At 63.6% G+C, this 26,019-nt stretch carries 27 protein-coding genes; 14 read left to right on the top strand and 13 right to left on the bottom strand.

Annotated elements, in window-relative coordinates:
- The first annotated feature begins 26 nt into the window (after positions 1 to 26).
- The 6 genes from AC4BBN_RS20220 to AC4BBN_RS20245 all read left to right on the top strand — a co-directional run bounded on the left by AC4BBN_RS20220 (position 27) and on the right by AC4BBN_RS20245 (position 6,229).
- Complete coding sequence (locus tag AC4BBN_RS20220) at positions 27 to 1,298, top strand: YeaH/YhbH family protein (RefSeq protein ID WP_490593816.1); 1,272 nt, start codon at positions 27 to 29, stop codon at positions 1,296 to 1,298.
- Positions 1,299 to 1,301: 3 nt separating this feature from the next.
- Positions 1,302 to 2,834 carry a SpoVR family protein gene (locus tag AC4BBN_RS20225; protein WP_490593817.1) on the top strand — a complete coding sequence of 511 codons (1,533 nt, stop codon included), beginning with the start codon at positions 1,302 to 1,304 and terminating at the stop codon, positions 2,832 to 2,834.
- A gap of 157 nt (positions 2,835 to 2,991) precedes the next feature.
- Positions 2,992 to 3,417, top strand: a complete 426-nt coding sequence (locus tag AC4BBN_RS20230; protein WP_490593818.1) for a CopG family transcriptional regulator — start codon at positions 2,992 to 2,994, stop codon at positions 3,415 to 3,417.
- Positions 3,418 to 3,452: 35 nt separating this feature from the next.
- Positions 3,453 to 4,574 (top strand): extracellular catalytic domain type 1 short-chain-length polyhydroxyalkanoate depolymerase, encoded by a 1,122-nt coding sequence (locus AC4BBN_RS20235; RefSeq protein WP_490593819.1) that lies wholly within the window; start codon positions 3,453 to 3,455, stop codon positions 4,572 to 4,574.
- Between the two features lie 60 nt (positions 4,575 to 4,634).
- Positions 4,635 to 5,567 carry an oxygen-dependent tRNA uridine(34) hydroxylase TrhO gene (trhO, locus tag AC4BBN_RS20240; RefSeq protein ID WP_490593820.1) on the top strand — a complete coding sequence of 311 codons (933 nt, stop codon included), beginning with the start codon at positions 4,635 to 4,637 and terminating at the stop codon, positions 5,565 to 5,567.
- Positions 5,561 to 6,229, top strand: a complete 669-nt coding sequence (locus tag AC4BBN_RS20245; RefSeq protein ID WP_490593973.1) for a glutathione S-transferase — start codon at positions 5,561 to 5,563, stop codon at positions 6,227 to 6,229. Before trhO ends, AC4BBN_RS20245 begins: the two co-directional genes overlap by 7 nt.
- On the opposite strand, the gene AC4BBN_RS20250 is transcribed toward AC4BBN_RS20245, so the two are convergent.
- The 7 genes from AC4BBN_RS20250 to AC4BBN_RS20280 form a co-directional block, all read right to left on the bottom strand.
- Complete coding sequence (locus AC4BBN_RS20250; RefSeq protein ID WP_490593821.1) at positions 6,216 to 7,337, bottom strand: acyltransferase family protein; 1,122 nt, start codon at positions 7,335 to 7,337, stop codon at positions 6,216 to 6,218. The genes AC4BBN_RS20245 and AC4BBN_RS20250 overlap by 14 nt on opposite strands.
- Before the next feature lie 94 nt (positions 7,338 to 7,431).
- Positions 7,432 to 8,388 carry an NAD(P)H-dependent flavin oxidoreductase gene (locus AC4BBN_RS20255; RefSeq protein WP_490593822.1) on the bottom strand — a complete coding sequence of 319 codons (957 nt, stop codon included), beginning with the start codon at positions 8,386 to 8,388 and terminating at the stop codon, positions 7,432 to 7,434.
- A gap of 80 nt (positions 8,389 to 8,468) precedes the next feature.
- Positions 8,469 to 10,259: an acyl-CoA dehydrogenase gene (locus AC4BBN_RS20260; RefSeq protein ID WP_490593823.1), complete on the bottom strand. Its 1,791-nt coding sequence runs from the start codon at positions 10,257 to 10,259 to the stop codon at positions 8,469 to 8,471.
- 74 nt (positions 10,260 to 10,333) lie between these two features.
- On the bottom strand, positions 10,334 to 11,266 hold the full coding sequence (locus AC4BBN_RS20265; protein WP_490593824.1) for an electron transfer flavoprotein subunit alpha/FixB family protein: 933 nt from the start codon (positions 11,264 to 11,266) through the stop codon (positions 10,334 to 10,336).
- Between the two features lie 2 nt (positions 11,267 to 11,268).
- Entirely contained in the window at positions 11,269 to 12,018 is a 750-nt protein-coding gene (locus AC4BBN_RS20270) for an electron transfer flavoprotein subunit beta/FixA family protein (RefSeq protein ID WP_490593825.1), read from the bottom strand.
- A 175-nt stretch (positions 12,019 to 12,193) separates the two neighbouring features.
- Positions 12,194 to 12,400: a hypothetical protein gene (locus AC4BBN_RS20275; RefSeq protein WP_490593826.1), complete on the bottom strand. Its 207-nt coding sequence runs from the start codon at positions 12,398 to 12,400 to the stop codon at positions 12,194 to 12,196.
- A 3-nt stretch (positions 12,401 to 12,403) separates the two neighbouring features.
- Positions 12,404 to 13,021, bottom strand: coding sequence for a hypothetical protein (locus tag AC4BBN_RS20280; RefSeq protein WP_490593827.1), 618 nt, complete (start codon positions 13,019 to 13,021; stop codon positions 12,404 to 12,406).
- A gap of 88 nt (positions 13,022 to 13,109) precedes the next feature.
- Here AC4BBN_RS20280 and AC4BBN_RS20285 point away from each other — a divergent pair, with 88 nt between their 5' ends.
- Together AC4BBN_RS20285 and AC4BBN_RS20290 are read left to right on the top strand one after the other, a co-directional pair.
- Positions 13,110 to 13,670 (top strand): DUF2975 domain-containing protein, encoded by a 561-nt coding sequence (locus AC4BBN_RS20285; RefSeq protein ID WP_490593828.1) that lies wholly within the window; start codon positions 13,110 to 13,112, stop codon positions 13,668 to 13,670.
- Positions 13,671 to 13,679: 9 nt separating this feature from the next.
- The gene (locus AC4BBN_RS20290) at positions 13,680 to 13,907 is read left to right on the top strand and encodes a helix-turn-helix domain-containing protein (protein ID WP_348007854.1); all 228 of its coding nucleotides are present in this window, start codon (positions 13,680 to 13,682) and stop codon (positions 13,905 to 13,907) included.
- On the opposite strand, the gene AC4BBN_RS20295 is transcribed toward AC4BBN_RS20290, so the two are convergent.
- Both AC4BBN_RS20295 and AC4BBN_RS20300 read right to left on the bottom strand, forming a co-directional pair.
- Entirely contained in the window at positions 13,871 to 15,199 is a 1,329-nt protein-coding gene (locus AC4BBN_RS20295) for a mechanosensitive ion channel family protein (RefSeq protein ID WP_490593829.1), read from the bottom strand. The two genes, AC4BBN_RS20290 and AC4BBN_RS20295, sit on opposite strands and share 37 nt — an antisense overlap.
- Before the next feature lie 80 nt (positions 15,200 to 15,279).
- Positions 15,280 to 16,233 (bottom strand): histone deacetylase family protein, encoded by a 954-nt coding sequence (locus tag AC4BBN_RS20300; RefSeq protein WP_490593974.1) that lies wholly within the window; start codon positions 16,231 to 16,233, stop codon positions 15,280 to 15,282.
- 42 nt (positions 16,234 to 16,275) lie between these two features.
- On the opposite strand from AC4BBN_RS20300, the gene AC4BBN_RS20305 reads away from it, so the two are divergent.
- The 5 genes from AC4BBN_RS20305 (at position 16,276) to AC4BBN_RS20325 (ending at position 22,397) form a co-directional block, all read left to right on the top strand.
- On the top strand, positions 16,276 to 17,196 hold the full coding sequence (locus AC4BBN_RS20305) for an AAA family ATPase (RefSeq protein ID WP_490593830.1): 921 nt from the start codon (positions 16,276 to 16,278) through the stop codon (positions 17,194 to 17,196).
- A 10-nt stretch (positions 17,197 to 17,206) separates the two neighbouring features.
- Positions 17,207 to 18,169 carry a DUF58 domain-containing protein gene (locus AC4BBN_RS20310; RefSeq protein WP_490593831.1) on the top strand — a complete coding sequence of 321 codons (963 nt, stop codon included), beginning with the start codon at positions 17,207 to 17,209 and terminating at the stop codon, positions 18,167 to 18,169.
- 70 nt (positions 18,170 to 18,239) lie between these two features.
- The gene (locus AC4BBN_RS20315; RefSeq protein ID WP_490593832.1) at positions 18,240 to 20,237 is read left to right on the top strand and encodes a transglutaminase TgpA family protein; all 1,998 of its coding nucleotides are present in this window, start codon (positions 18,240 to 18,242) and stop codon (positions 20,235 to 20,237) included.
- A 26-nt stretch (positions 20,238 to 20,263) separates the two neighbouring features.
- Complete coding sequence (mltB, locus tag AC4BBN_RS20320) at positions 20,264 to 21,352, top strand: lytic murein transglycosylase B (RefSeq protein ID WP_490593833.1); 1,089 nt, start codon at positions 20,264 to 20,266, stop codon at positions 21,350 to 21,352.
- A 472-nt stretch (positions 21,353 to 21,824) separates the two neighbouring features.
- Positions 21,825 to 22,397: a hypothetical protein gene (locus tag AC4BBN_RS20325; RefSeq protein ID WP_490593834.1), complete on the top strand. Its 573-nt coding sequence runs from the start codon at positions 21,825 to 21,827 to the stop codon at positions 22,395 to 22,397.
- 172 nt (positions 22,398 to 22,569) lie between these two features.
- Here the strand turns inward: AC4BBN_RS20325 and AC4BBN_RS20330 are convergent, their stop codons facing one another.
- Entirely contained in the window at positions 22,570 to 22,935 is a 366-nt protein-coding gene (locus tag AC4BBN_RS20330) for a hypothetical protein (RefSeq protein ID WP_490593835.1), read from the bottom strand.
- Positions 22,936 to 22,973: 38 nt separating this feature from the next.
- Here AC4BBN_RS20330 and AC4BBN_RS20335 point away from each other — a divergent pair, with 38 nt between their 5' ends.
- Positions 22,974 to 23,450 (top strand): RcnB family protein, encoded by a 477-nt coding sequence (locus AC4BBN_RS20335; RefSeq protein WP_490593836.1) that lies wholly within the window; start codon positions 22,974 to 22,976, stop codon positions 23,448 to 23,450.
- A 72-nt stretch (positions 23,451 to 23,522) separates the two neighbouring features.
- Here the strand turns inward: AC4BBN_RS20335 and AC4BBN_RS20340 are convergent, their stop codons facing one another.
- The 3 genes from AC4BBN_RS20340 to AC4BBN_RS20350 are packed head-to-tail and all read right to left on the bottom strand — an operon-like array spanning position 23,523 to position 25,982.
- A complete protein-coding gene (locus AC4BBN_RS20340) occupies positions 23,523 to 23,981 on the bottom strand; it encodes a MarR family winged helix-turn-helix transcriptional regulator (RefSeq protein WP_490593837.1) in 459 nt (152 codons plus the stop codon).
- 4 nt (positions 23,982 to 23,985) lie between these two features.
- Positions 23,986 to 24,945: a PDR/VanB family oxidoreductase gene (locus AC4BBN_RS20345; protein ID WP_490593838.1), complete on the bottom strand. Its 960-nt coding sequence runs from the start codon at positions 24,943 to 24,945 to the stop codon at positions 23,986 to 23,988.
- Positions 24,942 to 25,982 (bottom strand): aromatic ring-hydroxylating dioxygenase subunit alpha, encoded by a 1,041-nt coding sequence (locus AC4BBN_RS20350; protein ID WP_490593839.1) that lies wholly within the window; start codon positions 25,980 to 25,982, stop codon positions 24,942 to 24,944. The genes AC4BBN_RS20345 and AC4BBN_RS20350 overlap by 4 nt, the downstream gene beginning before the upstream one ends.
- Between the last annotated feature and the right edge of the window lie 37 nt (positions 25,983 to 26,019).

Genomic DNA, 26,019 nt, shown 5'->3' on the forward strand with positions numbered 1-26,019 from the left:
GTTCCTTCAAGTCAACGGGAGACTCTATGACGGTGCGCATCGTAGACCGGCGGTTTGACAGCAAGCACAAGAGCTCGGTCAACCGCAGCCGCTTCATCCAGCGTTTCAAAGGCCAGATTCGCAAAGCCGTTTCAGACGCAGTGAACAAGCGTGGCATGCGCGATCTGGACAACGGCGAAAAAATCAGCATTCCCGGCAAAGACATAGGAGAGCCCCAGTTCGAACACGGCCAGGGCGGTGTCTGGGAAGTGGTGCGTCCGGGCAACGACCGCTTCCACCGTGGCGACCAGGTGGAGCGCCCCCAAGGCGGCGGAGCCGGCGGCAAGGGCAAAGGCCAGGCCAGCAACGAAGGCGAAAGCTTGGACGAATTCGTCTTCACCCTGACACGCGACGAATTTCTAGACATCTTTTTCGACGAGCTGGCCCTGCCCAATCTGGTCAAACAGCAGTTGGCACGCATAGACCAGTACCGCCGCGTGCGGGCCGGCTTTGTACAAACTGGCGTACCCACCAACATCAATCTCAGCCGCACCATGCGTGGCGCAGCCGGGCGGCGCATTGCGGTGGGTGGCCCCTACGCCGCGCAGATTCGCGCCCTGGAAGCCGAGCTGGAAGAACTGCGCAAAACCCGGCCTGAAGACGACCCGGATGTGGAGCAACTGCGCCGCGACATCACCCACCTGCGCGCCAAGATCGAGGCCGTGCCTTTTGTGGACACCTTTGACCTGCGCTACAACAACCGCGTACGCATTCCCCAGCCCACCACGCAGGCCGTGATGTTCTGCCTGCTGGACGTGTCGGGCTCGATGGACGAGGGGCGCAAAAATATTGCCAAGCGCTTCTTCATGCTGCTCTACCTGTTTCTGACCCGCAACTACGAGCGCATCGAGGTGGTCTTCATCCGCCACCACACGGTGGCCAGTGAAGTGAATGAAGACGACTTCTTCACATCGCGCGAATCCGGCGGCACCGTGGTGTCCAGCGCACTCAAGCTGATGCATGAAATCATCACTGCGCGCTACAACAGCCACGCCTGGAACATTTACGGCGCGCAGGCGTCCGACGGCGACAACTGGCATGACGACTCGCCCCTGTGCAAAAACCTGCTGCAAGAGTCGCTGCTGCCTTTGTGCCAGTTCTTCGCTTACATCGAAATCACAGAAGGCCCGCCGCAAAACCTGTGGGACGAATACACCCAACTGCAAGGCAGCGCGGGCGGCAATTTCGCCATGCAACGCATCGCCACGGTGGCCGACATCTACCCCGTGTTCCGTGAACTGTTCAAGCGCCGGGCCTGAACCATGGGTGAATCCAAACTCCTCCCCACCGGCTCCGAATGGACCTTTGAAGCCATCGAGGCCTACGACCAAGCCATAGGCGAAGTCGCACGCCGCTACAAGCTGGACGGCTACCCGCACCTGCTGGAGATCATCAGCGCCGAGCAGATGATGGACGCCTACGCCTCCATCGGCATGCCGGTCTACTACCACCACTGGTCCTTCGGCAAACACTTCCTGGCCACCGAAAACCGCTACAAGCGCGGCCAGATGGGCCTGGCGTACGAGATCGTTATCAATTCCGACCCTTGCATTGCCTATCTGATGGACGAGAACACCCTGCCCATGCAGGCGCTGGTGATCGCCCACGCGGCCTACGGGCACAACTCGTTCTTCAAGGGCAACCACCTGTTCAAGCAGTGGACCAGTGCGGATGCCATCGTCGACTACCTGGTGTTCGCCCGCAACTACATCGCCCAGTGCGAAGAACGCCACGGCGTAGAAGCAGTAGAGCAACTGCTCGACGCCTGCCACGCGCTGAGCAACCTGGGAGTGGACCGCTACAAGCGCTCGCCCCGCCTGTCGCTGGAAAAAGAAACCTCGCGCCTGAAAGAGCGTGCCGAATACCTGCAAGCCCAGGTCAACGACCTGTGGCGCACCTTGCCGCCGCGCGCCGAGGCCGAGGCCGAGCACGAAGAAAAGCGCTTTCCGCTGGAGCCCGAGGAAAACTTGCTTTACTTCGTCGAAAAGAACGCCCCGCTGCTCGACCCCTGGCAGCGCGAAGTGGTGCGTATCGTGCGCAAGATCGGCCAGTATTTCTACCCACAGCGCCAGACCCAGGTAATGAACGAAGGCTGGGCCACCTACTGGCACTACACGCTGCTGAACACCTTGTACGACGAAGGCCGCCTGGCCGACGGCTTCATGCTGGAATTTCTGCAGTCGCACACCAACGTGGTCTACCAGCCGCCATACAACAGCCCCTACTACTCGGGCATAAACCCCTACGCGCTGGGTTTTGCCATGTGGCGCGACATACGCCGCATCTGCGAGGACCCGACCGACGAAGACCGCGCCTGGTTCCCCGACATCGCCGGCTCCAACTGGCGCGAGACCTTTGACTTCGCGATGCACAACTTCAAGGACGAAAGCTTCATCGCACAGTACCTGTCGCCCCGGCTGATGCGGGAGTTCCGCCTGTTCAGCGTGCTGGACGACGACGCCCGCAAAACCCTGGAGATCAAGTCCATCCACGACGACAGCGGCTACCGCGCACTGCGCCACCAGTTGTCCGAGCAATACGACCTGGGCCACCGAGAACCCAATATCCAGGTCTGGAATGTGGACCTGCGCGGCGATCGCTCGCTGACCCTGCGCCACTTCAGCCACCAGCGCCGCCCGCTGGGCGATTCCAGCGCCACCGTGCTCAAGCACATGGCCACGCTATGGGGCTTCAATGTGCGGCTGGAGCGGCAGAACGCCGACGGCAGCACCAGCCTGGTGGCAGAGCACCTTAGCGAAAAGCGCCGCCGTGCGCCCGGCAAAGGCGCGCCCTGAGCGCCATGGCACCACGCTACGCTTTTCATAGCTGCCTGCGCAGATAAATCCTGCGCTAGAACCCTATTTTTCATATATTTCCCGATGCATCCATTTGCAGTGTGTGGTTTTAAAAACCATCCCATCACCATCCATACGGATGGTGCATACTGCAAGCATGAAATCTTCTAGTGCAAGCGAATCCGCCAAAGCCAAGGCCCAGGACTCTGAAAAAATCACCATCAACCTGGGTTTTGTAGACCTCGGCCATGTGGACCTGCTGGTGTCGGAGGGCTTTTACGCCAACCGTACCGACTTCATCCGCACCGCCATCCGCAACCAGCTGACCACCCACGCCGACGCCGTCAAGCAGGTGGTCGCGCGCAAGATGCTGGTGCTGGGCATGCAGCATTTCAGCGAAAGCGATTTGCTGGCGGTCCAGGCCGCCAACCAAAAACTGCAAATCCGGGTGCTGGGCTTGGCCAGCATTGGCCATGACGTCAGCCCCGAGCTGGCGCTGGCCACCATCGACTCGCTGGAAGTGCTGGGTGCCCTGCATGCCAGCCCTGCCGTCAAAACGGCGCTGGCCAAGCGCCAAGCCTGAAACCCCATGTCCACCGACTCACAACGAAAGCCCGCATGAGCACACTGTTTAAAAAGATCATGCAAGAAGCCACGCGGCTGACGCAAAGCGGCCAGCTGCAAGATGCCACACGGGCCATCCAGCAAGCAATGGCACGGGTTACCGAGGGCTTTGCGACGACCAAAGCACCCGCCCGCCCGGCGCCAGCCAACGCACCAGCAGCCTCCCCATGGATATTCGACGGCTATGTCACCGAAGTGCCGACAAAACCCAGCGCACCTGTCACACAACCGGTAGAAGCCCCTACGCAACCAACCGCCCCTGAAGCGCCGGAATCGTTTATCGACGGCCAGTTCGAACATGCCCTAGGTACGCTGCAGTACAAGCTGTACACGCCGCCCGCCCCCCAGGACCAGCCCATGCCACTGGTCCTGATGCTGCACGGCTGCACGCAGAACCCGGAGGACTTTGCAGCCGGCACCGGCATGAATGCCGTCGCGCGAGAGCATGGATTCGCCGTGCTCTACCCCGCCCAGCAGCCAAGCGCCAACAGCCAGCGCTGCTGGAATTGGTTCAAACCCACCGACCAGCAACGCGACGGCGGCGAGGCGGCCCTGCTGGCAGCTCTGGTGCAGCATGTGATGGCTAGGCACGAGGTGGATCCACGTCGCGTGTACGTAGCTGGTTTGTCCGCAGGCGGCGCCATGGCCAGTATCCTGGGCCACACCCACCCAGACCTGTTTGCCGCTGTGGGCGTGCATTCCGGCCTGGCTTGTGGCGCGGCTAGCGGACTCATCAGCGCCCTGTCGGTCATGAAAAGCGGCAATGGCCGCAGCAGGCTGCAGTCCACCGTGCCCACCATCGTCTTCCATGGAGACGCCGATACCGTGGTACACCCGCACAACGGCCAAGGCGTGCTGCAATCGGTCGTTGGCGCAGCTCACCATTCCACGCCCAGCAAGGTCCAGGGCACGTCGCCCCAGGGCCGGCGCTATACCCGAACCCTCTACCAGGCTGAAGACGGCAGCAGCCTGGCCGAATACTGGAATCTGCACGGCGCCGGCCATGCCTGGTCGGGCGGCAGCAACAGCGGCAGCTACACCGACCCGCTGGGTCCAAATGCGTCGGCAGAAATGTGGCGCTTCTTCAATAGCCATACCCGCCCACTGGTGCATTGACGGCGGCATCCACTGGTGCATTCGCTACACTGCCGACCCCAACCGCGTACGCCGAATTGCATGTCTGATTACCTCACCGCCGCCTTCTACCAGTTCGTAGAGCTGCCCGACTACACCGCCTTGCAGGCACCACTGCAGGCCTGCTGCGAGTCGCACGGCGTCAAAGGCATGATTCTGCTGGCCACCGAGGGCATCAACGGCACCATCGCAGGGCCGCCAGACGGAGTGCATGCGGTACTGGCCTGGCTGCGCTCTGACGCGCGGCTGGCCCGCCTGCAGCACAAGGAGGGCTTTGCCCAGCATTCACCCTTCTACCGCATGAAAGTGCGGCTGAAGCGCGAGATCGTCACCCTGGGCGTACCAGGGCTGAACCCCAGCCAAATGGCCGGCCAGTACGTCAAGCCCGAAGACTGGAACGCACTGATCGCCGACCCCGACGTGGTGCTGGTGGATACGCGCAATGAATACGAGGTGAAGATTGGCACTTTCCAGGGTGCCATCAACCCGCACATCGACAGCTTTGCCGAATTCCCGCAGTGGGTGGAGCAGGCCCGTGCCGAGGGCCAGCCACTGCACCGCAAGCCCAAGGTCGCCATGTTCTGCACCGGCGGCATACGCTGTGAAAAATCCACCGCCCTACTGCGCACCCAGGGCTTTGACGAGGTCTACCACCTGGAAGGCGGCATCCTGAAATACCTGGAGACCGTGCCCCAGGCCGAGAGCCGCTGGGACGGCCAGTGCTTTGTGTTTGACGAGCGCGTCTCGGTAGGCCATGGCCTGTTGCCCGGCACGCTGGAGCTGTGCCGCTCCTGCCGCTGGCCGCTGGGCGAGGTCGATCTGGCATCGCCCCACTTTGTGCGCGGCGTGTCCTGCGCGCATTGCCACGACCAAAAGACCGAGGCCCAGAAGCAAGGCTTTTTGGAGCGTGAGCACCAGATGGCCCTGGCCCGAGCGCGGCAGCAGCCGCATGTGGGCGCCAAGCTGAAATCCTAGTGCGGCCCATCCTGTATTCCTTCCGCCGCTGCCCCTATGCCATGCGGGCACGGCTGGCCTTGTGGGCCAGCGGCCAGGTCTGCGAGCTACGCGAAGTGGTGCTGCGCAACAAGCCCGCTGAGCTGCTCGCCGCATCCGCCAAGGCCACCGTGCCGGTGTTGCTGCTGCCCACTGGCGAAGTACTGGACCAGAGCCTGGACATCATGCTCTGGGCGCTACGGCAGAACGACCCGGCCGGCTGGCTGGCACCTACACACGGCACACTGGACGACATGCTGGCCCTGGTGGCCCGCATCGACGGCGACTTCAAACACCATCTAGACCGCTACAAGTATCCGGGTCGCTATGAAGAAGATAGCACCCAGCGCAGCACGCACCTGCACCGGGCTGCTGCAAGCATGTTGCTGGATGCATTCGAAACGCGGCTGGCAGCGCACGACTTTCTAATGGGCCAGCGCACCAGCCTGGCCGATATGGCGGTGGCGCCCTTTGTAAGGCAATTTGCCCATGTGGACCCAGATTGGTTCGCAGCCCAAGCCTGGCGCCGGCTGCAGGCCTGGCTGGCCGCCTGGGAGGCTTCTGATGCCCTGGCCCAGGTGATGCCCAAGTTCCCGCCCTGGCAGGCCGGAGCGCCTGCCGTGTGCTTTCCTATAGCGCCTTGATCCCCGCCAGCAGCAGGCCGGCAGCCAGCAAGCCGCCTTGCAAACGCAGGGCCGAAGGCATGCAGACCAACCGGGTTTCCACGTGAAGGTACAGCCAGCGTCCACTGAGCATGGACGCCGCAAACGCCAGCAGCATGCCAAAGGCGTTCACCCAGGGCTGGGTGGGCCAGAACTGGTTGAACGCGGTGTTCACCAGCAGGCACACAGGGAAGTGCACCAGAAACACCGAGTACGACATCTGACCCAAGCGCTGTAGCGGCGCCAGAGGCGACCAGTGGCGCACGCTCTGGCTGGCCTGCAACACGCACAGCACCAGAGCCATGACCACCGCTACAGCGATGCGGCCCCGGAAGTCCCAGGCCAGCGCCGCCACGCCCAGCACAGCCAAGGCCAGCAGCCACAGCAACGGACGCTGGCTACGCCCGGCCCAGAAGGCCAGCATGCCCAGCCCATACGAGCCCAAGAAATACAAGGCCCAGGTGTCCAGCGACGGTATGCGGTTGAAATAAACCAGAGAGGCACAGGTCAGGCCCAGCACCAGCACGGGCGCAAGCCAGGGGCTGCGACCATGCGTGGGCCAGGCACGCGCCAGGCTGAACACGGCTACCGCCAGCACGAACAGCTGGAAGTCGATGGCCACGTACCAGACACCGGCCGACAGCGCCTCAAAGCCCAGCACATCCTGCAGCATCAGCACATGGGCCAACAGCTGCGGCAGGGACGGCTCGGACGGGATGGACGAGTGCTCCATGCCATTGCGTGCCAACTCGGCTGCCAGCAAGCTCAGCAGCAGCGCTGCCAGATACGGGGTGGACAGGCGCACAAAGCGGCGCTGCACCTGCGGCCAGGCCTGCTCGAACCGGGCCACGCCGGTAGGCGCCAAGGTGCTGGCCGCCAGGTAGCCACCCAGCACCAGAAACACCTGCACCGCCATACGGCCGTAGTCGAACAGCCAGTCCATCAGACCAGGGGCCAGCGGGAAAGCGACGTCCGACATAGGACCGTAAAAAACCAGGTGGTGCCCCACGACCAGCATGCAGGCCAGTCCTTTGAATACATCGAGCAGGGGAATGCGAGAAGCGCTGGAACGGTAAGAGGAAGAAGGCATCGTCACACAAAAGGCGCCCCCCGCAACAGTCCGGGGTCCGCAAAAACAAGGGGAACGCACAAGGCGTTCCCCGGTCAAAATTTAAAGGAATAGGTTAAAGGGACAAACGGGCTTTGGCCTCGGCGTATTCACGCCGGAGCTGGGCCACATAGTCGCCTGCAGGCTGGATTTTACGGACTGCGCCAATGCCCTGGCCGCAGCCCCAGATATCTTTCCAGGCTTTGGCCGCCGTATCACCGCCAAAGTTCATTTTGCTGGGGTCGCTCTCGGGCAGATGCTCAGGGTCCAGGCCGGCCGCGCGGATGGACGGCGCCAGGTAGTTGCCGTGCACGCCGGTAAACAGGTTGGTCAACACGATGTCGTCAGAATCACCGTCCACAATGGCCTGCTTGTAGGCGTCTACGGCGCGCGCTTCCTCGGTGGCGATGAAGGCCGAGCCTATGTAGGCAAAGTCGGCCCCCATGGCCTGTGCCGCCAGCACCGCGCCGCCGGTGGAGATGGCGCCGCTCAGGGCCAGCGGGCCGTCAAACCATTCGCGGATTTCCTGCACCAGGGCAAACGGGCTTTTCACCCCCGCGTGGCCGCCGGCACCGGCCGCCACGGCGATCAGGCCGTCCGCACCCTTCTCTATCGCCTTGTGGGCAAACTTGTTGTTGATGATGTCGTGCAGCACCACGCCGCCATAGCTGTGTACCGCCGCATTCACGTCCTCGCGCGCGCCCAGCGAGGTGATGATGATGGGCACCTTGAACTTCACGCAGGCCTGCAGGTCGTGCTCCAGCCGGTCATTGGACTTGTGCACGATCTGGTTGATGGCAAACGGCGCCGCCGGCGCGTCGGGGTGCGCCAGGTTGTAGGCGGCCAGGGTTTCTGTGATCTCGGCCAGCCAGTCGTCCAGCTGCGATGCTGGGCGGGCATTCAGCGAAGGCATGGAGCCCACCACCCCGGCTATGCACTGGGCAATCACCAGCTTGGGGGTGCTGACGATAAACATCGGCGAGGCGATGATGGGCAGCGGCAATGCATTCAACGGGGCAGGCAATCTGGACATGGGGTCTCCGGGAAATTTATAAGAAATAGGGCTGCAGCGCAGGTAATACCTACGCCACTAGCTATTTATTCAATAGCAAATCAGAATGCATCCACGGCCAGCGCCGTGACGCTATCGGAACCTTCCAGAATGCTGTCGCGCAGGCTTTGCGCGCCCACCAGCACATGGTCGGCATAGAAGCGCGCGGTACTGATCTTGGCTTGCATAAAGGCTGTGTCTTCACCCTTGGCCAGCAGGTCCTCTGCCACAAGCAGCGAGCGCGCCAGCTGCCAGCCGGCGACCAGTTTGCCGGCCAACATCAGGTAGGGCACGCTGCCGGCAAACACCGCATTCGGCTGGGTCTTGGTGTTGCTGACCACAAAAGCCACCACATCCAGGAAGGCAGTGCGCGCTGCCTTCAGCCGCTTGGCCACGGCCTGCGCGTCGGCGCTGCCGCTCTTGGCCAACTCGGTCTCGGTGACCACGATCTGGCGCGCAATCGCCTTGGCGGTGGCGCCGCCGTCGCGTACCGTTTTGCGGCCCACCAAGTCGTTCGCCTGGATGGCCGTCGTGCCTTCATAGATGCTCAGAATCTTGGCGTCGCGCAGATACTGCGCAGCGCCGGTTTCTTCGATGAAGCCCATGCCGCCATGCACTTGCACACCCAGCGAAGCCACGTCCAGGCTCATCTCGGTGCTGTAGCCCTTGACCAGCGGTACCAGGAACTCATAAAACGCCTGGCTTTGTTGGCGCGTCTCGGCATCGGTATGGTGGTGTGCCGTGTCATAGGCGGCTGCGGCCACGGCAGCCATGGCGCGGCAGCCCTGGGTGTGGGCACGCATAGTCATCAGCATGCGCTGCACATCGGGGTGGTGGATGATGGCCACGCTGGCCTTGACCGATCCATCGACCGGGCGGCTTTGTACCCGGTCCTTGGCGAACTGCACGGCCTTCTGGTAGGCCCGCTCGGCCACCGCAATACCCTGCATGCCGACTGCATAACGGGCCGCGTTCATCATGATGAACATGTACTCCAGGCCCCGGTTTTCCTCGCCCACCAGGTAACCCACGGCACCGCCATGGTCGCCGTACTGCAGCACGGCGGTGGGGCTGGCCTTGATGCCCAGCTTGTGCTCGATGCTGACGCAGTGCACGTCGTTACGCGCACCCAGGCTGCCGTCTGCATTGACCAAAAATTTAGGGACCACGAACAGGCTGATGCCCTTCACACCCTCCGGCGCGCCGGTGACGCGGGCCAGCACCAGATGGACGATGTTCTCGGCCATGTCATGCTCACCCCAAGTGATGAAAATCTTGGTGCCAAACACCTTGTAGCTGCCATCGCCTTGCGGTTCGGCGCGGCTGCGCACCATGGCCAGATCACTGCCCGCCTGTGGCTCGGTCAGGTTCATGGTGCCGGTCCATTTGCCGCTGACCAGGTTTTCCAGATAGGTAGCTTTGAGTTCGTCGGAGCCGGCGGTCAGCAGGGCTTCAATCGCGCCGTCGCTGAGCAGCGGGCACAGCGCAAAGCTCAGGTTGGCGCTGTTGCACATCTCCACGCAGGCCGCACCAATCGTCTTGGGCAGGCCCTGGCCGCCGTATTCGGTGGGGTGCTGCAGGCCCTGCCAGCCGCCTTCGGCAAATTGTTTGAACGCGGCCTTGAACCCGGGCGTAGCCGTGACCACGCCATCTTTCCAGCTAGACGGATTCTTGTCGCCCTCCCAGTTCAGCGGGGACAACACGCCTTCATTGAACTTGGCCGACTCTTCCAACACCGCCTGGGCCGTGTCCAGCCCCGCATCCTCAAAGCCTGGCAAAGCAGCGATCTGGTCGATATGGGCCAGATGCTGGATGTTGAAAAGCATGTCTTTCAGCGGGGCGGTGTAGCTCATGGTTTGTCTCCGAAATCAAAAAAAGGTACAAAAAAAGGCACCTCGCAGGATGCCTTATCTTGCTGTTGTACGCCTTACAGCGCTGCGACCAACGCAGGCACAGCCACGAACAGGTCCGCCTCCAGCCCGTAGTCGGCCACGGAGAAGATCGGTGCTTCGCCATCTTTGTTGATGGCGACGATCACCTTGCTGTCCTTCATCCCAGCCAAGTGCTGGATGGCGCCGCTAATGCCGGCGGCGATGTACAGCTGGGGTGCGACGATCTTGCCAGTCTGGCCCACTTGCCAGTCGTTCGGGGCGTAGCCCGCATCGACGGCAGCGCGGCTGGCACCCAGTGCGGCGCCCAGCTTGTCGGCCAGCGGAATCATCACTTCATTGAACTTCTCGGCGCTGCCCAAGGCACGGCCACCGCTGACGATGATCTTGGCGGCGGTAAGTTCGGGGCGGTCGTTCTTGGCGATTTCGCTGCCCACAAAGCTGGATTGGCCGGAATCTGCCACGGCGGTCAGTTGCTCGACAGCCGCGCTACCGCCGCTGGTCGCCACCGGGTCAAAGGCGGTGGTGCGCACGGTCAGGACCTTGGTGGCGTCCAGGCTTTGCACGGTGGCAATCGCGTTGCCCGCGTAGATGGGGCGCTCGAAGGTGTCGGCGCTGACGATCTTGGTGGCGTCAGAAATCTGGGCCACGTCCAGCAGTGCCGCGACACGTGGCGCCACGTTCTTACCGCCAGCGGTGGCCGGGAACAGGATGTGGCTGTAAGCCGGAGCAATGGCCAGCACCTGGGCTGCAATGTTCTCGGCCAGTCCATGGGCGAACTGGGCGCCATCGGCGTGCAAGACCTTGGACACACCAGGCAACTGCGCTGCAGCAGCAGCGGCTGCGCCGGCGTTGCTGCCCGCGATGAGGACGTGCACATCACCACCGCACTGGGTGGCGGCGGCGACGGTGTTCAGGGTGGCGCCCTTGAGGCTGGCGTTGTCGTGTTCGGCAATAACGAGTGCGGTCATGGTCAGATCACCTTGGCTTCGGTTTTGAGTTTGGCTACGAGAGTGGCAACGTCCGGGACTTTGATGCCGGCGCTGCGCTGTGGCGGCTCGCTGACCTTCAGGGTCTTGATGCGGGGGGCGACGTTAACGCCCAGGTCTTCCGGCTTCACCACTTCCAGCGGTTTCTTCTTGGCCTTCATGATGTTGGGCAAGGTGACGTAGCGTGGCTCGTTCAGGCGCAGGTCGGTGGTGATGATGGCCGGCAGATTGACCGCGATGGTTTCCAGGCCACCATCGACTTCGCGGGTGACGTTGGCTTTTCCGTCGGCAATTTCCACCTTGCTGGCGAAGGTGGCTTGGGGCAGATGGGCCAACGCGGCCAGCATTTGGCCGGTCTGGTTGCAGTCATCGTCGATGGCTTGCTTGCCCAGGATCACCAGGCCGGGCTGTTCTTTGTCAACCAGAGCCTTGAGCAGCTTGGCTACGGCCAGGGGTTGCAGTTCTTCGCTGGTTTCGACCAGGATGGCGCGGTCGGCGCCGATGGCCATGGCGGTGCGCAGGGTTTCCTGGCATTGGGTCACGCCGCAGGACACGGCGATGATTTCGGTGACTGCGCCCTTTTCTTTCAGGCGAACCGCTTCTTCGATGGCGATCTCGTCAAACGGGTTCATGCTCATCTTGACATTGGCAATGTCTACACCCGTGTTGTCCGACTTCACCCGGACCTTCACGTTGTAATCCACTACGCGTTTGACTGCTACCAGGACCTTCATCACTGCACTCCTCAGAGTTATTGAATTGACGTATACGTAAACTTGCTGATTCTATTCCGCAGCACGTCCAGTCTCTTGCGACCATGCCGATGACCCTGAGGGAATCATTAAAAAGCACGATCGTTCTTTTTAATTATAGGGCGCAATCCGCGCCCCACCGTCATCCAGGCGACAGCTACGGCTTCAGCACCGAGCGTTCTTTTTCAAACTCGGAATACGGCTTGGCGTAGCGCCCTGCCGTACAGGATTCCATGGGGCCGCTGCGCTGGGTTCGGCAAGCCTCTTGCGCGCTTTGCTGCATGCCGTTGTACCAAGCCTCGGTAGAGCAACCGCTCAGTAAAAGCGCCAGCGCAGCGCCCAGTAAAACTGTCCGTAGTTGCATCATTCACCCGCCTGTTTTCTGTGTCGCTGCAGCGTTGCGGGCGGCACGCTCTTGCACCTTCAGTTCACCCAGGGTGCCCGCCCACAGCATGTAAAAGCCCTCCTGGGCCGAGGTCTGCAGCCAGCTCTCCCAGCGCGTGTGGTCCAGCGTCGCATCGCTGGTCACCACGCCGTCCTGCGCAATACCCACCGCCAGGCTGCCGCCGGTGCCGCTGCGGCGCTCTGCCTGCAGGCGCAGAAACTGGGCCTGGATGCGCTGCAGCTCGGCCTGCGACGCAGGAGCGAAGCGGTACACCATCCAACGCCGCCCGGGGCCTGCGGGCTCCAAGCCCATGGCCGGAGCCGCCGTCACACTCAACTGCATGGGCAGCTTGCGCTGCACGGCCTCAAAAGCACCGGCGACGGCGGGCTGGATGTCGATACTGAAGGTGGGCGTGCCACTGACGGTGGGCAGCAAACGGTTGTCCACCTGCACAGCGAACATGATCTCTGCCGGGTTGGCGTGCAGCAGTTGATCGGGCAACTTGACCAGCCGTGCCATGGAGCGGATGGGTATGCCAGAACAGGCCGCCAGGCCCAGCAGCACACCGGCGAATATCACAAACGTCCAATGGTTGCGCATGGCAATAATTTCTAGTGAAGATCAATAAATTATTGTTTTACAGAAATTATTTGTCAAATTAAAATAAATTCCTCGCAAAGGAACAACCATGCAACACACCACAGCAGCACCCGCATCCGACCCCTTGGCATTGCGCCGCACCAGCCGCATCCTGGCGGTCGCATGTGGAATATTGGTCTGGGTTCTGCCCCTGGCGGTGCTGGCCTGCTGGGCTGTGGCCGACACCAGTACCCTGGCAGCCCAGGCCCAGCTGGTGCCCGGCGCCATACAGGGCGCGCTCACGCCGCTACAGCGGGTGGCCGGTGCGCTGCTGACTTGCGTGCCCGTCGGCCTGCTGCTGCGCGGCCTGTGGGAGGCACGCAAATGCTTTCAGCGCTTTGCCCAGGGCCAGGTGTTCACCCCGCAAGCGGTGCTGGGCCTGCGCCGCTTTGCCGCGTGGACCATGGCCTCCGTGCTGGCGGGCATGCTGCTGGTGCCCGCCTTGTCGGTGTTGCTTACGCTGAACAACCCACCGGGCATGCGCCACCTAGCCATCGCGCTGGGTTCGGGCCACATCTTCACCTTGCTGTTCGCCGGGGTGGTGTGGCTGATGGCGGCCATCATCGGCCAGGGCCAGGCGCTGGCCGAAGAAAACGCGGCTTTCGTTTAAGGGCTCCAGATGCCAATCGTGGTGCAACTCGATGTAATGCTGGCGCGTCGCAAACTCAAATCCAAGGTGCTGGCCGAGCTGGTGGGCATGACCGAGGCCAACCTGTCCCTGCTCAAGCAAGGCAAGGTCAAGGGTGTGCGCTTTGATACGCTGGAGAAGATCTGCAGCATCCTGCAGTGCCAGCCCGGCGACCTGCTGGTCTACGAAGCCGACGCAGACACCACCGCTGCGCCCTGATCCGCTTCGCCAGCGGGCAGCACACGGGTGTGCACCACGCGCTGCGGGTAAGGCACGTCGATACGGTGCTCGCGCAGGGCTTTCAAAATGCGCAGATTGATGGCCGAGCGCAAATTGCCCTGGCCGTTCTCCGGGTCGTTGATCCAGTAGCCCAGGTTAAAGCCCAGGCCGTCTGCGCCAAATACCGTCAAGGTGGCCGCGGGCGCAGGCTCGCGCAGCACGCGCTCTTCCTGCAGGGCAGCATCCACCAGCAGGCGCATCACCAGGTCCACATCGCTGTCATAGCCCACAGAGACTTCGGTGGACTGCGAAATCCGTGAGTTGTTCAGCGACAGGTTTTCCACCCGCTGGGTCAGCAGCAGCTCGTTGGGCACGATGGATTCGCGGCCATTTGGGGCGCTGATCACGGTGTAGCGCGCGTTGATGTCGGTGATGCGGCCCTCAAAGCTGTCCATCTTCACAAAGTCGCCAATGCGCATGCTGCGCTCGGCCAGGATGACAAAGCCGCTCACATAGTTGGCAGCCAGTTTCTGCAAGCCAAAGCCGATACCCACACCCACCGCGCCGCCCAGCACCGACAAGGCCGTGAGGTCAATCCCCACCGCCGACAAGGCCATCAGCAGCCCCAGAAACATCAGCAAGGCGCGCGTGGCATTGCTGATGGCTTTGCGCAGTGACAGCACGCTACCCGTGGCCTTGCGCAGCAGGCGCGACTCTATGGCCGCCGAAATCCACAGCGTCACGATCAGCACCGCACCGGCCGTGATCGCGCCCTCCAGCACATTGCGCGCTGACATGGTGGACGCACCCACCTTCCATCTGATCTGGTCCAGCTCGTCCAGCAGCACCGGCAGCAGGCCACTCACCCACAGCACCATGGCCAGCCAGGCCAGCCAGGAAATGGTGCGCTCCAGCAGGCGCACCACCGGTGCATCATGGAAGGCCGCCTGCAGCACCTTCACCCCGGTGCGAATCACCACCAGCGAAACGATCACCGGCATGGCCAGCTTGTACACCGCCAGCGACATCCAGTGCCCCAGCAGCAGCTCGGCCAGGGTGCCAAATGCCAACAGCAGGAAGGGGAACAGCACACCATCCACAATGCGGCGGCCAAACAGCACCGAGCGCGGGTCCGGCGTATCCACCGCCTTGCGCGCCGTCCACACCACGGCCCAGGCCAACAGCAGGCACAGCGCCAGGCTGGCCAGTTCAAACAGGGTGACGGGCCGCAGCAGCGCGGCAATCCAGCTGTCCAGATCGGTAATGGGGGCTTGGGGGGTGGTCGTCTTCAAAAAATCTATCATGCAAAACCTTGGCGAATCGAAGCCGTCGATTATCCCGGCGTGACGCCCCACACCCGTAACTGGGGAGGTTACAAGTCGGCCAGCACGCGGATATGCGCTTCCACGCTGCGGCCCAGCGCGCTCAGCGCGTAGCCGCCTTCCAGGCAGCTGACCACGCGGCCCTTGGAAAAGCGGCGGGCCACGTCCTTGATGCGCTGGGTGATCCAGGCGTAGTCCTGCTCCACCAGGCCCAGTTGGCCCATATCGTCCTCGCGGTGCGCATCAAAACCCGCACTGATGAAAATCATCTCGGGCCGGTGCTGCTCCAGCCGGGGCAGCCAGTACATCTCGATCAGCTCGCGGATGTCCATGCCTTTGGTGTAGGCAGGCACCGGCACGTTCACCAGGTTGGGCGCATCCGACTGCGCTCCGCCCACTGGGTAGAACGGGTGCTGGTAGAAGCTGGTCATCAAAATGCGCTCATCGCCGGCCACGATGTCCTCGGTGCCGTTGCCGTGGTGCACATCAAAGTCAACGATGGCCACGCGCTTCAGGCCATGGCGCTCCAGCGCGTACTTGGCGGCAATCGCCACATTGTTGAAAAAGCAAAAGCCCCCTGCACGGTCACGGCAGGCATGGTGGCCAGGCGGGCGGATCGCGCAGAAAGCGTTTTCCAGCTCGCCCGCAATCACCGCGTCGGTGGCGGCAATGGCCGCGCCGGCGGCGTGCAGGGCCGCATCCCAGGTGTAGATATTGATGCTGGTGTCGGGGTCGATCTGCGCGTGGCTGGGGCCACCGGCATTCATGTCTTCCCGCAGGCTATCGCCCAGGCCACGCAGGGCGGAAATATGGCTGCGGCTGTGTGCCAGCTCGATATCGGCTAGTGACGCCGCATCTGCTTGGCGCGGGTCCAATGCGTCGGCCACGCCAGAAATCAGCAGCCTGTCGTCGATCGCATCCAGCCGCTCGGGGCATTCTGGATGGCCAGGGCCCATCTCGTGCTTGCGGCAGGCGGGGTGGCTGAAGTATCCGGTCTTGTTCACGGTCATGGGCGTGGGACTTGAAAATTCATGTAACGTCTTGGCATGCATGTACAAAACAAACTCCACGCACTGCTGAGTCAGCTTAACACGGTGATCGTCGGCAAACCAGCCCAGGTGCAGGACTGCGTGGCCTGCCTGCTGGCCGGCGGCCACCTGCTGATTGAAGACGTGCCCGGCGTGGGCAAGACGACCCTGGCCCATGCGCTGGCACGCACCTTTGGCCTGCAGTTTTCGCGCGTGCAATTCACCTCGGACCTGATGCCCAGCGACCTGTCTGGCGTGTCCATCTACGAGCGCGGCAAAGAGGCTTTTGTATTCCACCCCGGCCCGCTGTTCGCGCAGATATTGCTGGCCGACGAGATCAACCGCGCCAGCCCCAAAACCCAAAGCGCGCTGCTCGAAGCCATGGAGGAAAAGCAGGTCACGGTCGAAGGCGCCACCCGCCCCCTGCCCTCGCCCTTCTTCGTCATCGCCACGCAAAACCCCATGGACCAGTTGGGCACCTTTGCCCTGCCCGAATCCCAGCTGGACCGCTTTCTGATGCGCATCTCACTCGGCTACCCCGACCGCCAGGCCGAGCGCGAGCTGCTGGCCGGGCAAGACCGGCGCGAACTGGTAGAGCATCTGCCCGCCCTGCTCAACGCGGCCGAGCTGCAGGCCTTGCAGCAGCAGGTGCTGCAGGTGCACACCGCCGCCCCGCTGCTGGACTATGTGCAGGACCTGGTGGCCGCCACCCGTTCTGGCCGCTGGTTTCTGCAGGGCCTGAGCCCGCGCGCCGGCATTGCCGTGGTGCGCGCCGCCAAAGCACAAGCACTGCTGAGCGGACGCGACTACGTGGCGCCCGACGATGTGCGGGCCATCCTGGCGCAAACCGTGGCCCACCGTCTGGTGCCGGTGGGCGACGCCGGCAGGGGGGCGGTAGCCCAGGTGCAGGCCATGCTGGACGCCACACCGCTCCCCTAAGCGGCCTGCCGTGACGCTCTGGAACCCCATCGCCCCGCTGCGCGCGCGCTTTCAGCGCTGGTGGCAGGCGCGCATCCAGTTCACCGACACCACGCTGCTGACCCAGCGCAACGTTTACATCCTGCCCACCGCCCCCGGCTTCATGCTGGCCGCCACCCTGGTGGTACTGCTGGTGGCCAGCATCAACTACCAGCTGAACCTGGGCTATCTGCTGACCTTTTTGCTGGCCGGCTGCGCCGTGGTAGGCATGCACGTGGGCCACGCCACGCTGCGCGGGCTCAGTATGCATTTGATAGCACCCGACGCACAGTACACGGGCGCCAACGCGATTATTTCCATACAGCTCAGCAGCACGCGCAAGACCATTCGCCACGGCATAGGCCTGGGTCTGCTGGGCTCTGGCCACTGGGCCTGGACCGATGTGCCCGCCCAGGGCAGCGCCCAGGTGCAAATCGCCTTCACCCCCACCGAGCGCGGCCTGCAGCGCGTGCCCGCCATCACCGCCGAGACGCGCTTCCCGCTGGGTACCTTCCGCGTGTGGACCTACTGGCGGCCAGCGGCCCAGCTGCTGGTCTACCCCCGGCCCGAAGCCCACCCGCCGCCGCTGCCGCCCGGCCAGCCGCGCCCCGGCAGCGCCAGCCACAGCACGGCCCAGGCCAGCGGCGACTTCGACGGCGTGCGCGCCTACCGCCGTGGCGACCCGCTGAAGCTGGTGGTCTGGAAGAAGGCCGCCAAGGCCGATGAACTGGTCAGCCGCGACAGCCAGCAAACCCAGCGCAGCGAACTCTGGCTGGACTACGCCCAGGCCGGCAGCCTGGGCACCGAGGCCCGCCTGTCGCGCCTGTGCGCCTGGGTACTGCTGGCCGACCGCCTGGGCCTGGACTACGGCCTGCGCCTGCCCGGCCTGGCCGTGCCGCCCGCTGCTGGCGAGGCCCATAAACGCCGTTGCCTGGAGGCGCTGGCTTTATGCTGAATAGCCCTCCAGCGCAGGTAATACCTGCGCAAGCAGCTCTCATTTTGATAGTAGACGAAGCATGCGCGGAATGAACGCCATCAGCGCCCTGCCCCGTGACAGCCGCGACACCTTGTTCCTGCTGCTCGTTATCGCCTGGGTGGTGCTGCCCCAGGTGGGCAATCTGCCGCTGTGGTGCACCGGCCTGTCCGCCGGTGTGCTGCTGTGGCGCGGCTGGCTGGCCTGGCGTGCACGGCCGCTGCCCTCGCGCTGGTGGCTCGCAGCGCTGCTGGCCGTCACGCTGGCGGCCACCTGGGCCACGCACAAAACCCTGCTCGGGCGCGATGCCGGCGTAACCCTGATCGTGGTGCTGCTGGCACTGAAGACGCTGGAACTGCGCGCCCGGCGCGACGCCTTTGTGGTGTTCTTCCTGGGCTTTTTCACCATGCTCAGCAACTTCTTCTTTTCGCAGTCGCTGCTGACAGCGGCCGCCATGCTGATCGCCCTGCTGGGCCTGCTGACGGCCCTGGTCAACGCGCACATGCCCGTGGCCCCGCAATCCGCCCTGCCCGAGGCTGCCAAGATCGCTGGCGGCATGGCCCTGCTGGGTGCGCCCATCATGGCCGTGCTGTTCCTGCTGTTCCCGCGCATGGCGCCGCTGTGGGGCGTGCCCAGCGACGCCATGGCCGGGCGCAGTGGGCTTTCTGCCAGCATGCAGGTCGGCACCATGGCCCAGCTGGCGCTGGACGACAGCATCGCCATGCGCGTCCGCTTTGAAGGCCCGCCACCGCCGCAGCAAGACCTGTACTTTCGCGGCCCGGTGCTGTCGCGCTTTGATGGCCGCGAGTGGCGGCCCCAGTACAGCGAATTCAGCCTGCAGCCGCCCAGCGATTTGCAGGTGTCCGGCCCGGCAGTCAACTACCAGGTCACGCTGGAGCCCAGCAACCGCCCCTGGCTGCTGACGCTGGACGCCACGCCCCAGCGCCCCACCCTGGCCGGCATGGACGCTGCCATGACGCCCGACCTGCAGTGGCTGGCCAGCCGCCCGGTCAGCGACCTGCTGCGCTACCAGGTGCAAAGCTACCCGCAGTTCCGCTACGGGCCACAGCAAACCGATACCAAGAGCAGCATCAGCCTGCAGCCCTATCTGGACCTGCCCCCCAGCTACAACCCGCGCACCCTGCAGCTGGCCGCCGACATCCGCCGCGCCCAGCCCAGCGCCAACACCGCCGCCCTGGTCGCGCTGGTGCTGGAGCGGCTGCGCACCGGCGGCTACAGCTACACGCTGGACCCCGGCGTCTACGGGCGCGACACGGCAGACGAGTTCTGGTTTGACCGCAAGGAAGGCTTTTGCGAGCACATCGCCTCGTCCTTCGTCATCCTGATGCGGGCGCTAGACGTGCCGGCCCGCGTCGTCACCGGCTACCAGGGCGGCGAGCTCAACGGCGTGGACGGCTTCTGGGTGCTGCGCCAAAGCGACGCCCATGCCTGGGCCGAGGTCTGGCAGGCCGGCCGTGGCTGGACCCGCGTAGACCCCACGGGTGCCGTGTCGCCCGGGCGGGTCGGCAGCTTCCAGCGGCTGCAGGCCCCCAGCGGCGTGGTCGGCACGGTGCTGGGCACCGTCAGCCCCGACATGGCAAAGCGCCTGCGTGCCGCCTGGGACGCGGTGAACAACGGCTGGAACCAATGGGTGCTGAACTACAGCCAAGGCAAGCAGCTGAACCTGCTGAAGAACATAGGCTTTACCGACCCCGACTGGGAAGACCTGGGCAAACTACTCGCCGGCCTGCTGGTGCTGGCCACCCTGGGCGGCGCCGCCTGGGCGCAGTGGGAACGCCTGCAGCACGACCCCTGGCTGCGCCTGCTCGACGCCGCCCGGCGCAAGCTACTTAAAGCCGGCATCACCCCGCCCCCAAACGCCCCACCCCGCGAACTGGCCGCCCTGCTGCCCCAGCACCCAGCCATACAGCAATGGCTGCTGCAGCTGGAAGCCCAGCGCTACGCGCCCCAGGCGCCCAACACGGCCCACACGCAGCACAGCCTGGCGGCGCTGCGGCGCAGCTTCAAAAGCCTGGCCTGGCCCCACTAAACTCAGGCGGCCACTTCCTATATGCCATGCACCTATTCCGCCCGATTGCTCTCGTTTTAATAGCTGCTTGCGCAGCATCTGTCTGCGCCAAGCCCGCAAAACAGCCCAAAGTCAAAAAACCCGCCAAAGTCGCTGCCGCCATTGCCGCTGGCCCGCTCTACGCCAGCCGTGACGACGCCATGGCCGCCGCCGACGACATCGCCGAGCGCCGGGGCCTGGACGCTGCCTGGGTGCACACCATCCTGGGCCAGGCACGCTTTCTGCCCAGCGTGCCGCGCCTGATGGCCCCCGCGCCCCGAGGCACAGCCAAGAACTGGAAGGTGTACCGCAGCCGCTTCATCGAACCCATCCGCATCGCCGCCGGCGTGCGCTTCTGGCAAGACAACCGCGCAGCACTGGAGCGGGCTGAAAAAGATTACGGCGTGCCGCCCGAAATCATCGTCGGCATCCTGGGCGTAGAAACGATTTATGGCCAGCAAATGGGCAACTTCCGCGTCATCGACGCACTGGCCACGCTGGCCTTTGACTTCCCCGCCAGCCACCCGCGGACCAAAGAGCGCAGCGCCTACTTCAAGGGCGAGCTGGAGCAGTTCCTCAGCCTCACGCAGCGCGCCGGCATCGACCCGCTCAGCCTGCGCGGCAGCTACGCCGGTGCCATGGGCATGCCCCAGTTCATGCCCACCAGCTGGGTGCACTACGCGGTGGACTTCGACGGCGACAGCCATGTAGACCTGTTCGGCAGCGCCACCGACGCCATCGGCTCGGTAGCCAGCTACTTCAAGGCCTTCCACTGGCAACCCGGTATGCCCGCCACCTACCCGGTGCAACTTGCGCCGAATGCGGATATGGACGCCCTGCTGGCCCCCGACATCCTGCCGACGTTCAACGCAGCCAGCTTCCAGGCCAAGGGCGCCCTGCTGGACGGCCCCGCCCTGCAACACACCGGCCCCCTGGCCCTGGTGGAACTGCAAAACGGCGACAACCCGCCGCAGTACGTTGCCGGCACAGAAAACTTCTACGCCATCACCCGCTACAACTGGAGCAGCTACTACGCCATGGCCGTGCTGGAGCTGGGGCAGGAAGTGGCAGCGGTGGTGCGGGCCAAAGGGCCGTAAGGGTTAGGCCAAAAGCGAGTGCCCCTCAAACACCTATTCCACTGCAAAATAAATAGCTACCAGCGCAGTAAATACCTGCGCCAACAGTCTATTTGGCCCATGAATTTCAGCACGATATAAGCGCGCAATGGCCGGAAACCAAGGGCGAGACGGCTTCATGCCTTCGGACCGTTTCCTTTGGCCACCCCAAGCACGCCAACGTCCATAAATCGCACTTGGTACAAGCAAATTGTCCTGTGGCAATGGCTATAGTGCATGCACCCAACCCGCTCGCGCATCTGATCGAGCAAGTGGATGGACTGCAACCGAGGAGTGCCGGGTTTCATGGAACATTTATACCTGATTTTATATACAGTTCATGTGCCGCGAGCCCAACGCACAAGCGGCTTACAGCGCTTTTTTCCAAAAGATGTATCGTCAAGCGCCGGATGTATCGACCGGGGTTTGCGGTCTACATCACGTTAGGCCTCACATGAACCGCCCCGAAGCTGTCGACGAATTAAAGCGCGTCTTCGCTGTCCTTAATGATGATCTAGAGGCATGCCTTGAGCTGGGTAGAGCCTCGCCGACTCAGTTCGCCCACCGAACGCTGTTCCGCACATACTTCGCATTTGTGGAAGGACTTGCCTTTCAGCTTCGTCAGGTTACGTTGGCTTCACTTCAGGACACACCGCTTCTCACGGAGGGTGAACTCGCTCTTCTGCGTGAGGAGCGATACCAACTTAACCAGCGCGGCCAGCCTGAAGCGAAGGAGAATTTTCAGGCGACCCTTCCAAGCCTGCTTTTCTCGCTTCGGTGTTACGTCAAGAACCATGGAGCCACCTACCAGCCGGACATCGGGCACCATGGTTGGGAGTCCATGAAGAAGGCAGTCGCCGTACGAGACCGACTCACTCATCCAAAGTCGGCGGCTGGGTTGGTGGTCTCGGATGAAGACGTCAAAGCATTCACCGAGGGGGCCGCGTGGTGGAAAAGGATGCTTATGGAGATGTTTGCCGCGTGTGGTGAGGCGGACGAATTCTTCAGCAAGCGGGGCGCTAGGTGAGGCCTAACCTGTCGTTGGAACCGACGCTATGCACCGCCGGGCCGCGAAGCGCCCCGGCTCATGTTGCGCTTCGCGGCCCGGCGCTGCACAGCGCGGCTCAACTTTGACGTTGAAGCTGTAAAAAACCTCCTACAAGCCCTTAACGCAAAGCTGCCGAAGCTTCTACTCCCCCTCAAACAACCGAAGTCTTCAAACCCCAATCCCCCACATACCGCTCCTGCGCCAATTCAATCAGCCGGGTAATCAACGCGGTATAGCCCAGCCCGCTGCCCTGCCACAGCTTGGGGTACATGTTGATGGAGGTGAAGCCGGGCAAGGTGTTCACCTCGTTGACCAGTACTTTGCCTTGCGGCGTAAGGAACACGTCGACGCGGGCCAGGCCCGCGCAGTCCAACACGCGAAACGCCTCCAGGGCCACACGGCGGACTTCGCTGCTGGCGGCATCGTCAATGTCCGCAGCTAGCACGTCCGTATCCACTCCGTAAACCAGGCCCGCTCCTACAGCTTTCTCGCTGACTTTGGGCTCCAATGCAAGCACAGGCGGTCACTTGGCCGCGCTACGAAAAGGAGCAGCACATGCACAAAACAACTTTGATCGCCGCACTGACCGCAGCCATCCTATGCCTGGGCAGCGTAGCCCAGGCACAAGGCCGATCCGGGGGAGACGACGACTGGAGGCGCCCGAACCAACGTGGTGACCAGCATGGCGAGCAACGCAATGACCAGCGCGGCGACCAGCGTAATGGCCCGCGCCAAGATCAACGTATGGACCGCCCCATGCCGGGCCAAGACCATGGACGGCCCATGCAGAACGAGCGGCCCAATGACCGCCCCATGGCCATGCAGGAACGCGGCGCCGGGCCGGACCACAACTTCCGCAGAGGTGGCCGCCTGCCACGCGAATACCGCAACAACACCTACGTGGTGAACGATTGGCGCGGCCACCACCTGAGTGCGCCGCCGCGCGGCTACCACTGGGTACAAACGGGTGGTGACTATGTGCTGATCGCCATTACCACGGGCATCATTGCGCAGATTTTGCTGGGCAATTGATATGAGCCAAACAGGGCTCTAGCGCAGGTATTACCTGCGCCAGCAGCTCCTAAAAGTAGAGCATCCCGGCGACTACCGCGTCTGGCGCCGTTCGGAGTCGGGTGCGACGAATTTGCGCAGCAGGCGCAGCAGCTCTTGCCGCTCTTGCGCCTCCAAGCCGTCCATCAGCTGGACCTGCATGTCTTGCATGCCGGGCACCAGAGTCTCCAGCAGCGCGGCGCCGGCCTCGGTGAGCGCCAGGCTGCGCTGGCCGCGTGCCAGCACGGCGCGGCTGATCCAACCCTTGCTCTCCAGCCGCACCGCAATGTCAGCGGTGGTGGATGTGTCCAGCGCCACCTCTTGCGCCAGCGTGGCTTGGTCTATGCCCGGCTTGGCCTGCAACACCCGCATCATGGCGTACTGCACGGGGGTGACCTCGCGGCCCAGATGCTGGTGGAAGCTGGCCACGGCAATCTGGTGGGCCCGGCGTATCAGGTGGCCGGGCTGGTCGTTGAGGTCGATGGGGGCGGCGGTGGCTGGTGTGTCGGGCATGGGCTCACAGGTCGAGTACAAGTACCGGTGATTTTGACCGCGAACAGCAGGGGGTGAACTGGTCGTTGGCGGCCTGTTCCTCGGGGGTGAGGTACAGGTCTTTGTGGTCGGGCACGCCTTCGATCACGCGGGTCAGGCAGGTGCCGCACACGCCCTGCTCGCAGGAGTAAGGCACTTCCACACCGGCCAAGGCCAGGGCCTGGATGACGGTTTGCTCCGCTGCAATATGGATCACCTTGCCGCTGCTGGCCAGGCGCACGTCGAAGCTGGCGTCGTTGGCCGACTGCACTACCTGCGCCGAGAAAAACTCATAGTGCAGCTGTTCTTCAGGCCAGCCGCTGGCGCGGGCGGTACCCAGCACCGCGTCCATGAATCCCTTGGGCCCGCACACGTACAGATGCACGCCGGGCTGCGGCTCGGCCAGCAGGTCGGGCAGAGACAGCGCTTGCACGCTGCCGCCGTCGTCGAAATGGAAGTGCACATCGCGCGCAAATGCGCTGGCACGGATGCGCTCAACAAAGGCCGTGCGCTCCTGCGAACGGGTGCAGTAGTGCATGTCGAAGGGCTTGCGGCTGGCCGCCAGCTGCTGCGCCATGGCCAAGATGGGCGTGATGCCTATGCCGCCGGCCAACAGCAGGCTGCGTTGGGCGTCCGTTGCCAGGGGGAAATGGTTCTTGGGTGCGCTGATATCTAGCTCGCTGCCCTCGGCCAGGGCGTGCATGCCCTCCGAGCCGCCGCGCGATGCCGGGTCGCGCAGCACGCCCAGGCAGTAGCGTTGCGTCTCCTGCGGGTCGTTGCACAGCGAGTACTGGCGCGTGATGCCACCGGGCAGGTGCACGTCGATGTGCGCGCCAGCGGTAAATGCGGGCAGCGCCGCGCCGTCCGGCGCCACTAGTTCAAAGCCGCAAATGCCCTCGGCCTCCAGCCATTTGCGGGCTACGCGCACTCGCAGCTTGTCGCTCATACGGTCACCTGCGTTGCTTCTTGGGCCAGCAGGCGGTCTATCACCTTGCGCGACTGCACGCCGCCGGCGTCGATGTTCAACATGAGCAGCTTGCGGTCTGGGTGGGCCAGCAGGTTGCGCTGCTGCTTTTCCAGCATTTCCAGGTCTTCGCTGAAGATCTTGCCCTGGCCTTCACGGATGCTGGCGGTGAGCGCTGCGTCCTGCGGGTTGAAGCTGCGCGCCATGCCCCAGAAGTACCAGATGGAGGTCTCGGTCTCGGGGGTGATGAAGTCCACCACGATGGAGGCCGCCTTGTGCTCGGCCGGCGCGTCGTAGCCGCCCTTGCCGGCATGGGCCACGCCAACTTCAATCATCACATGGCTGGGTGGGGTGAAGCGGCAGACTTGCCAGCGGTCCACCGGCACGTCGTCGGCCAGGTTGTTGCCGCGCAGGGCCATGCGCCAGAAGGGTGGCGCGGAGATGTTTTCCATGTAGCGGCTGGTGATGACCTCGTCGCCATTCACCACGGTTTTGACCGGCGCCTCGTCGATCTCTTTCTGGCCGATGCTGCTGGCGTGCACATAGGTTTCGTGCGTCAGGTCCATCAGGTTGTCCACCATCAGGCGGTAGTCGCAGTTGATGTGGAACAGGCCGCCGCCGTAGGCCCAAGCAGGGTTGTCGGCCCATTCCAGGTGGTGCAGCTTAGATTCGTCGGCCAGGTCGGGGTTGCCGGGCCAGACCCAGATGAAGCCGTAGCGCTCTATCACGGCGAACTTGCGGATCGGCGGGAAGCCGCGCACGCGCTGGCCGGGCATGGCCACGGTCTTGCCGTCGCAGCCCATTTCCAGGCCGTGGTAGCCGCAGGTCAGCTTGCCGTTTTCCACCTTGCCCAGCGACAGGGGCGCGCCACGGTGCGGGCAGAAGTCTTCCAGCGCAACGGCCTGGCCCTCGGGCCCACGGTAGAACACCATGGACTCGCCGCAGATCTTGCGGCCCAGGGGTTTGTCGGCGATGTCGTCGGGCATGCAGGCGACGTACCAGGCGTTTTTGGGGAACATGGCGTGGGCTCCTATCGTGGGTTGAATCGTTTCGGCA

The organism is Rhodoferax sp. SPJ21, from assembly GCF_058216335.1.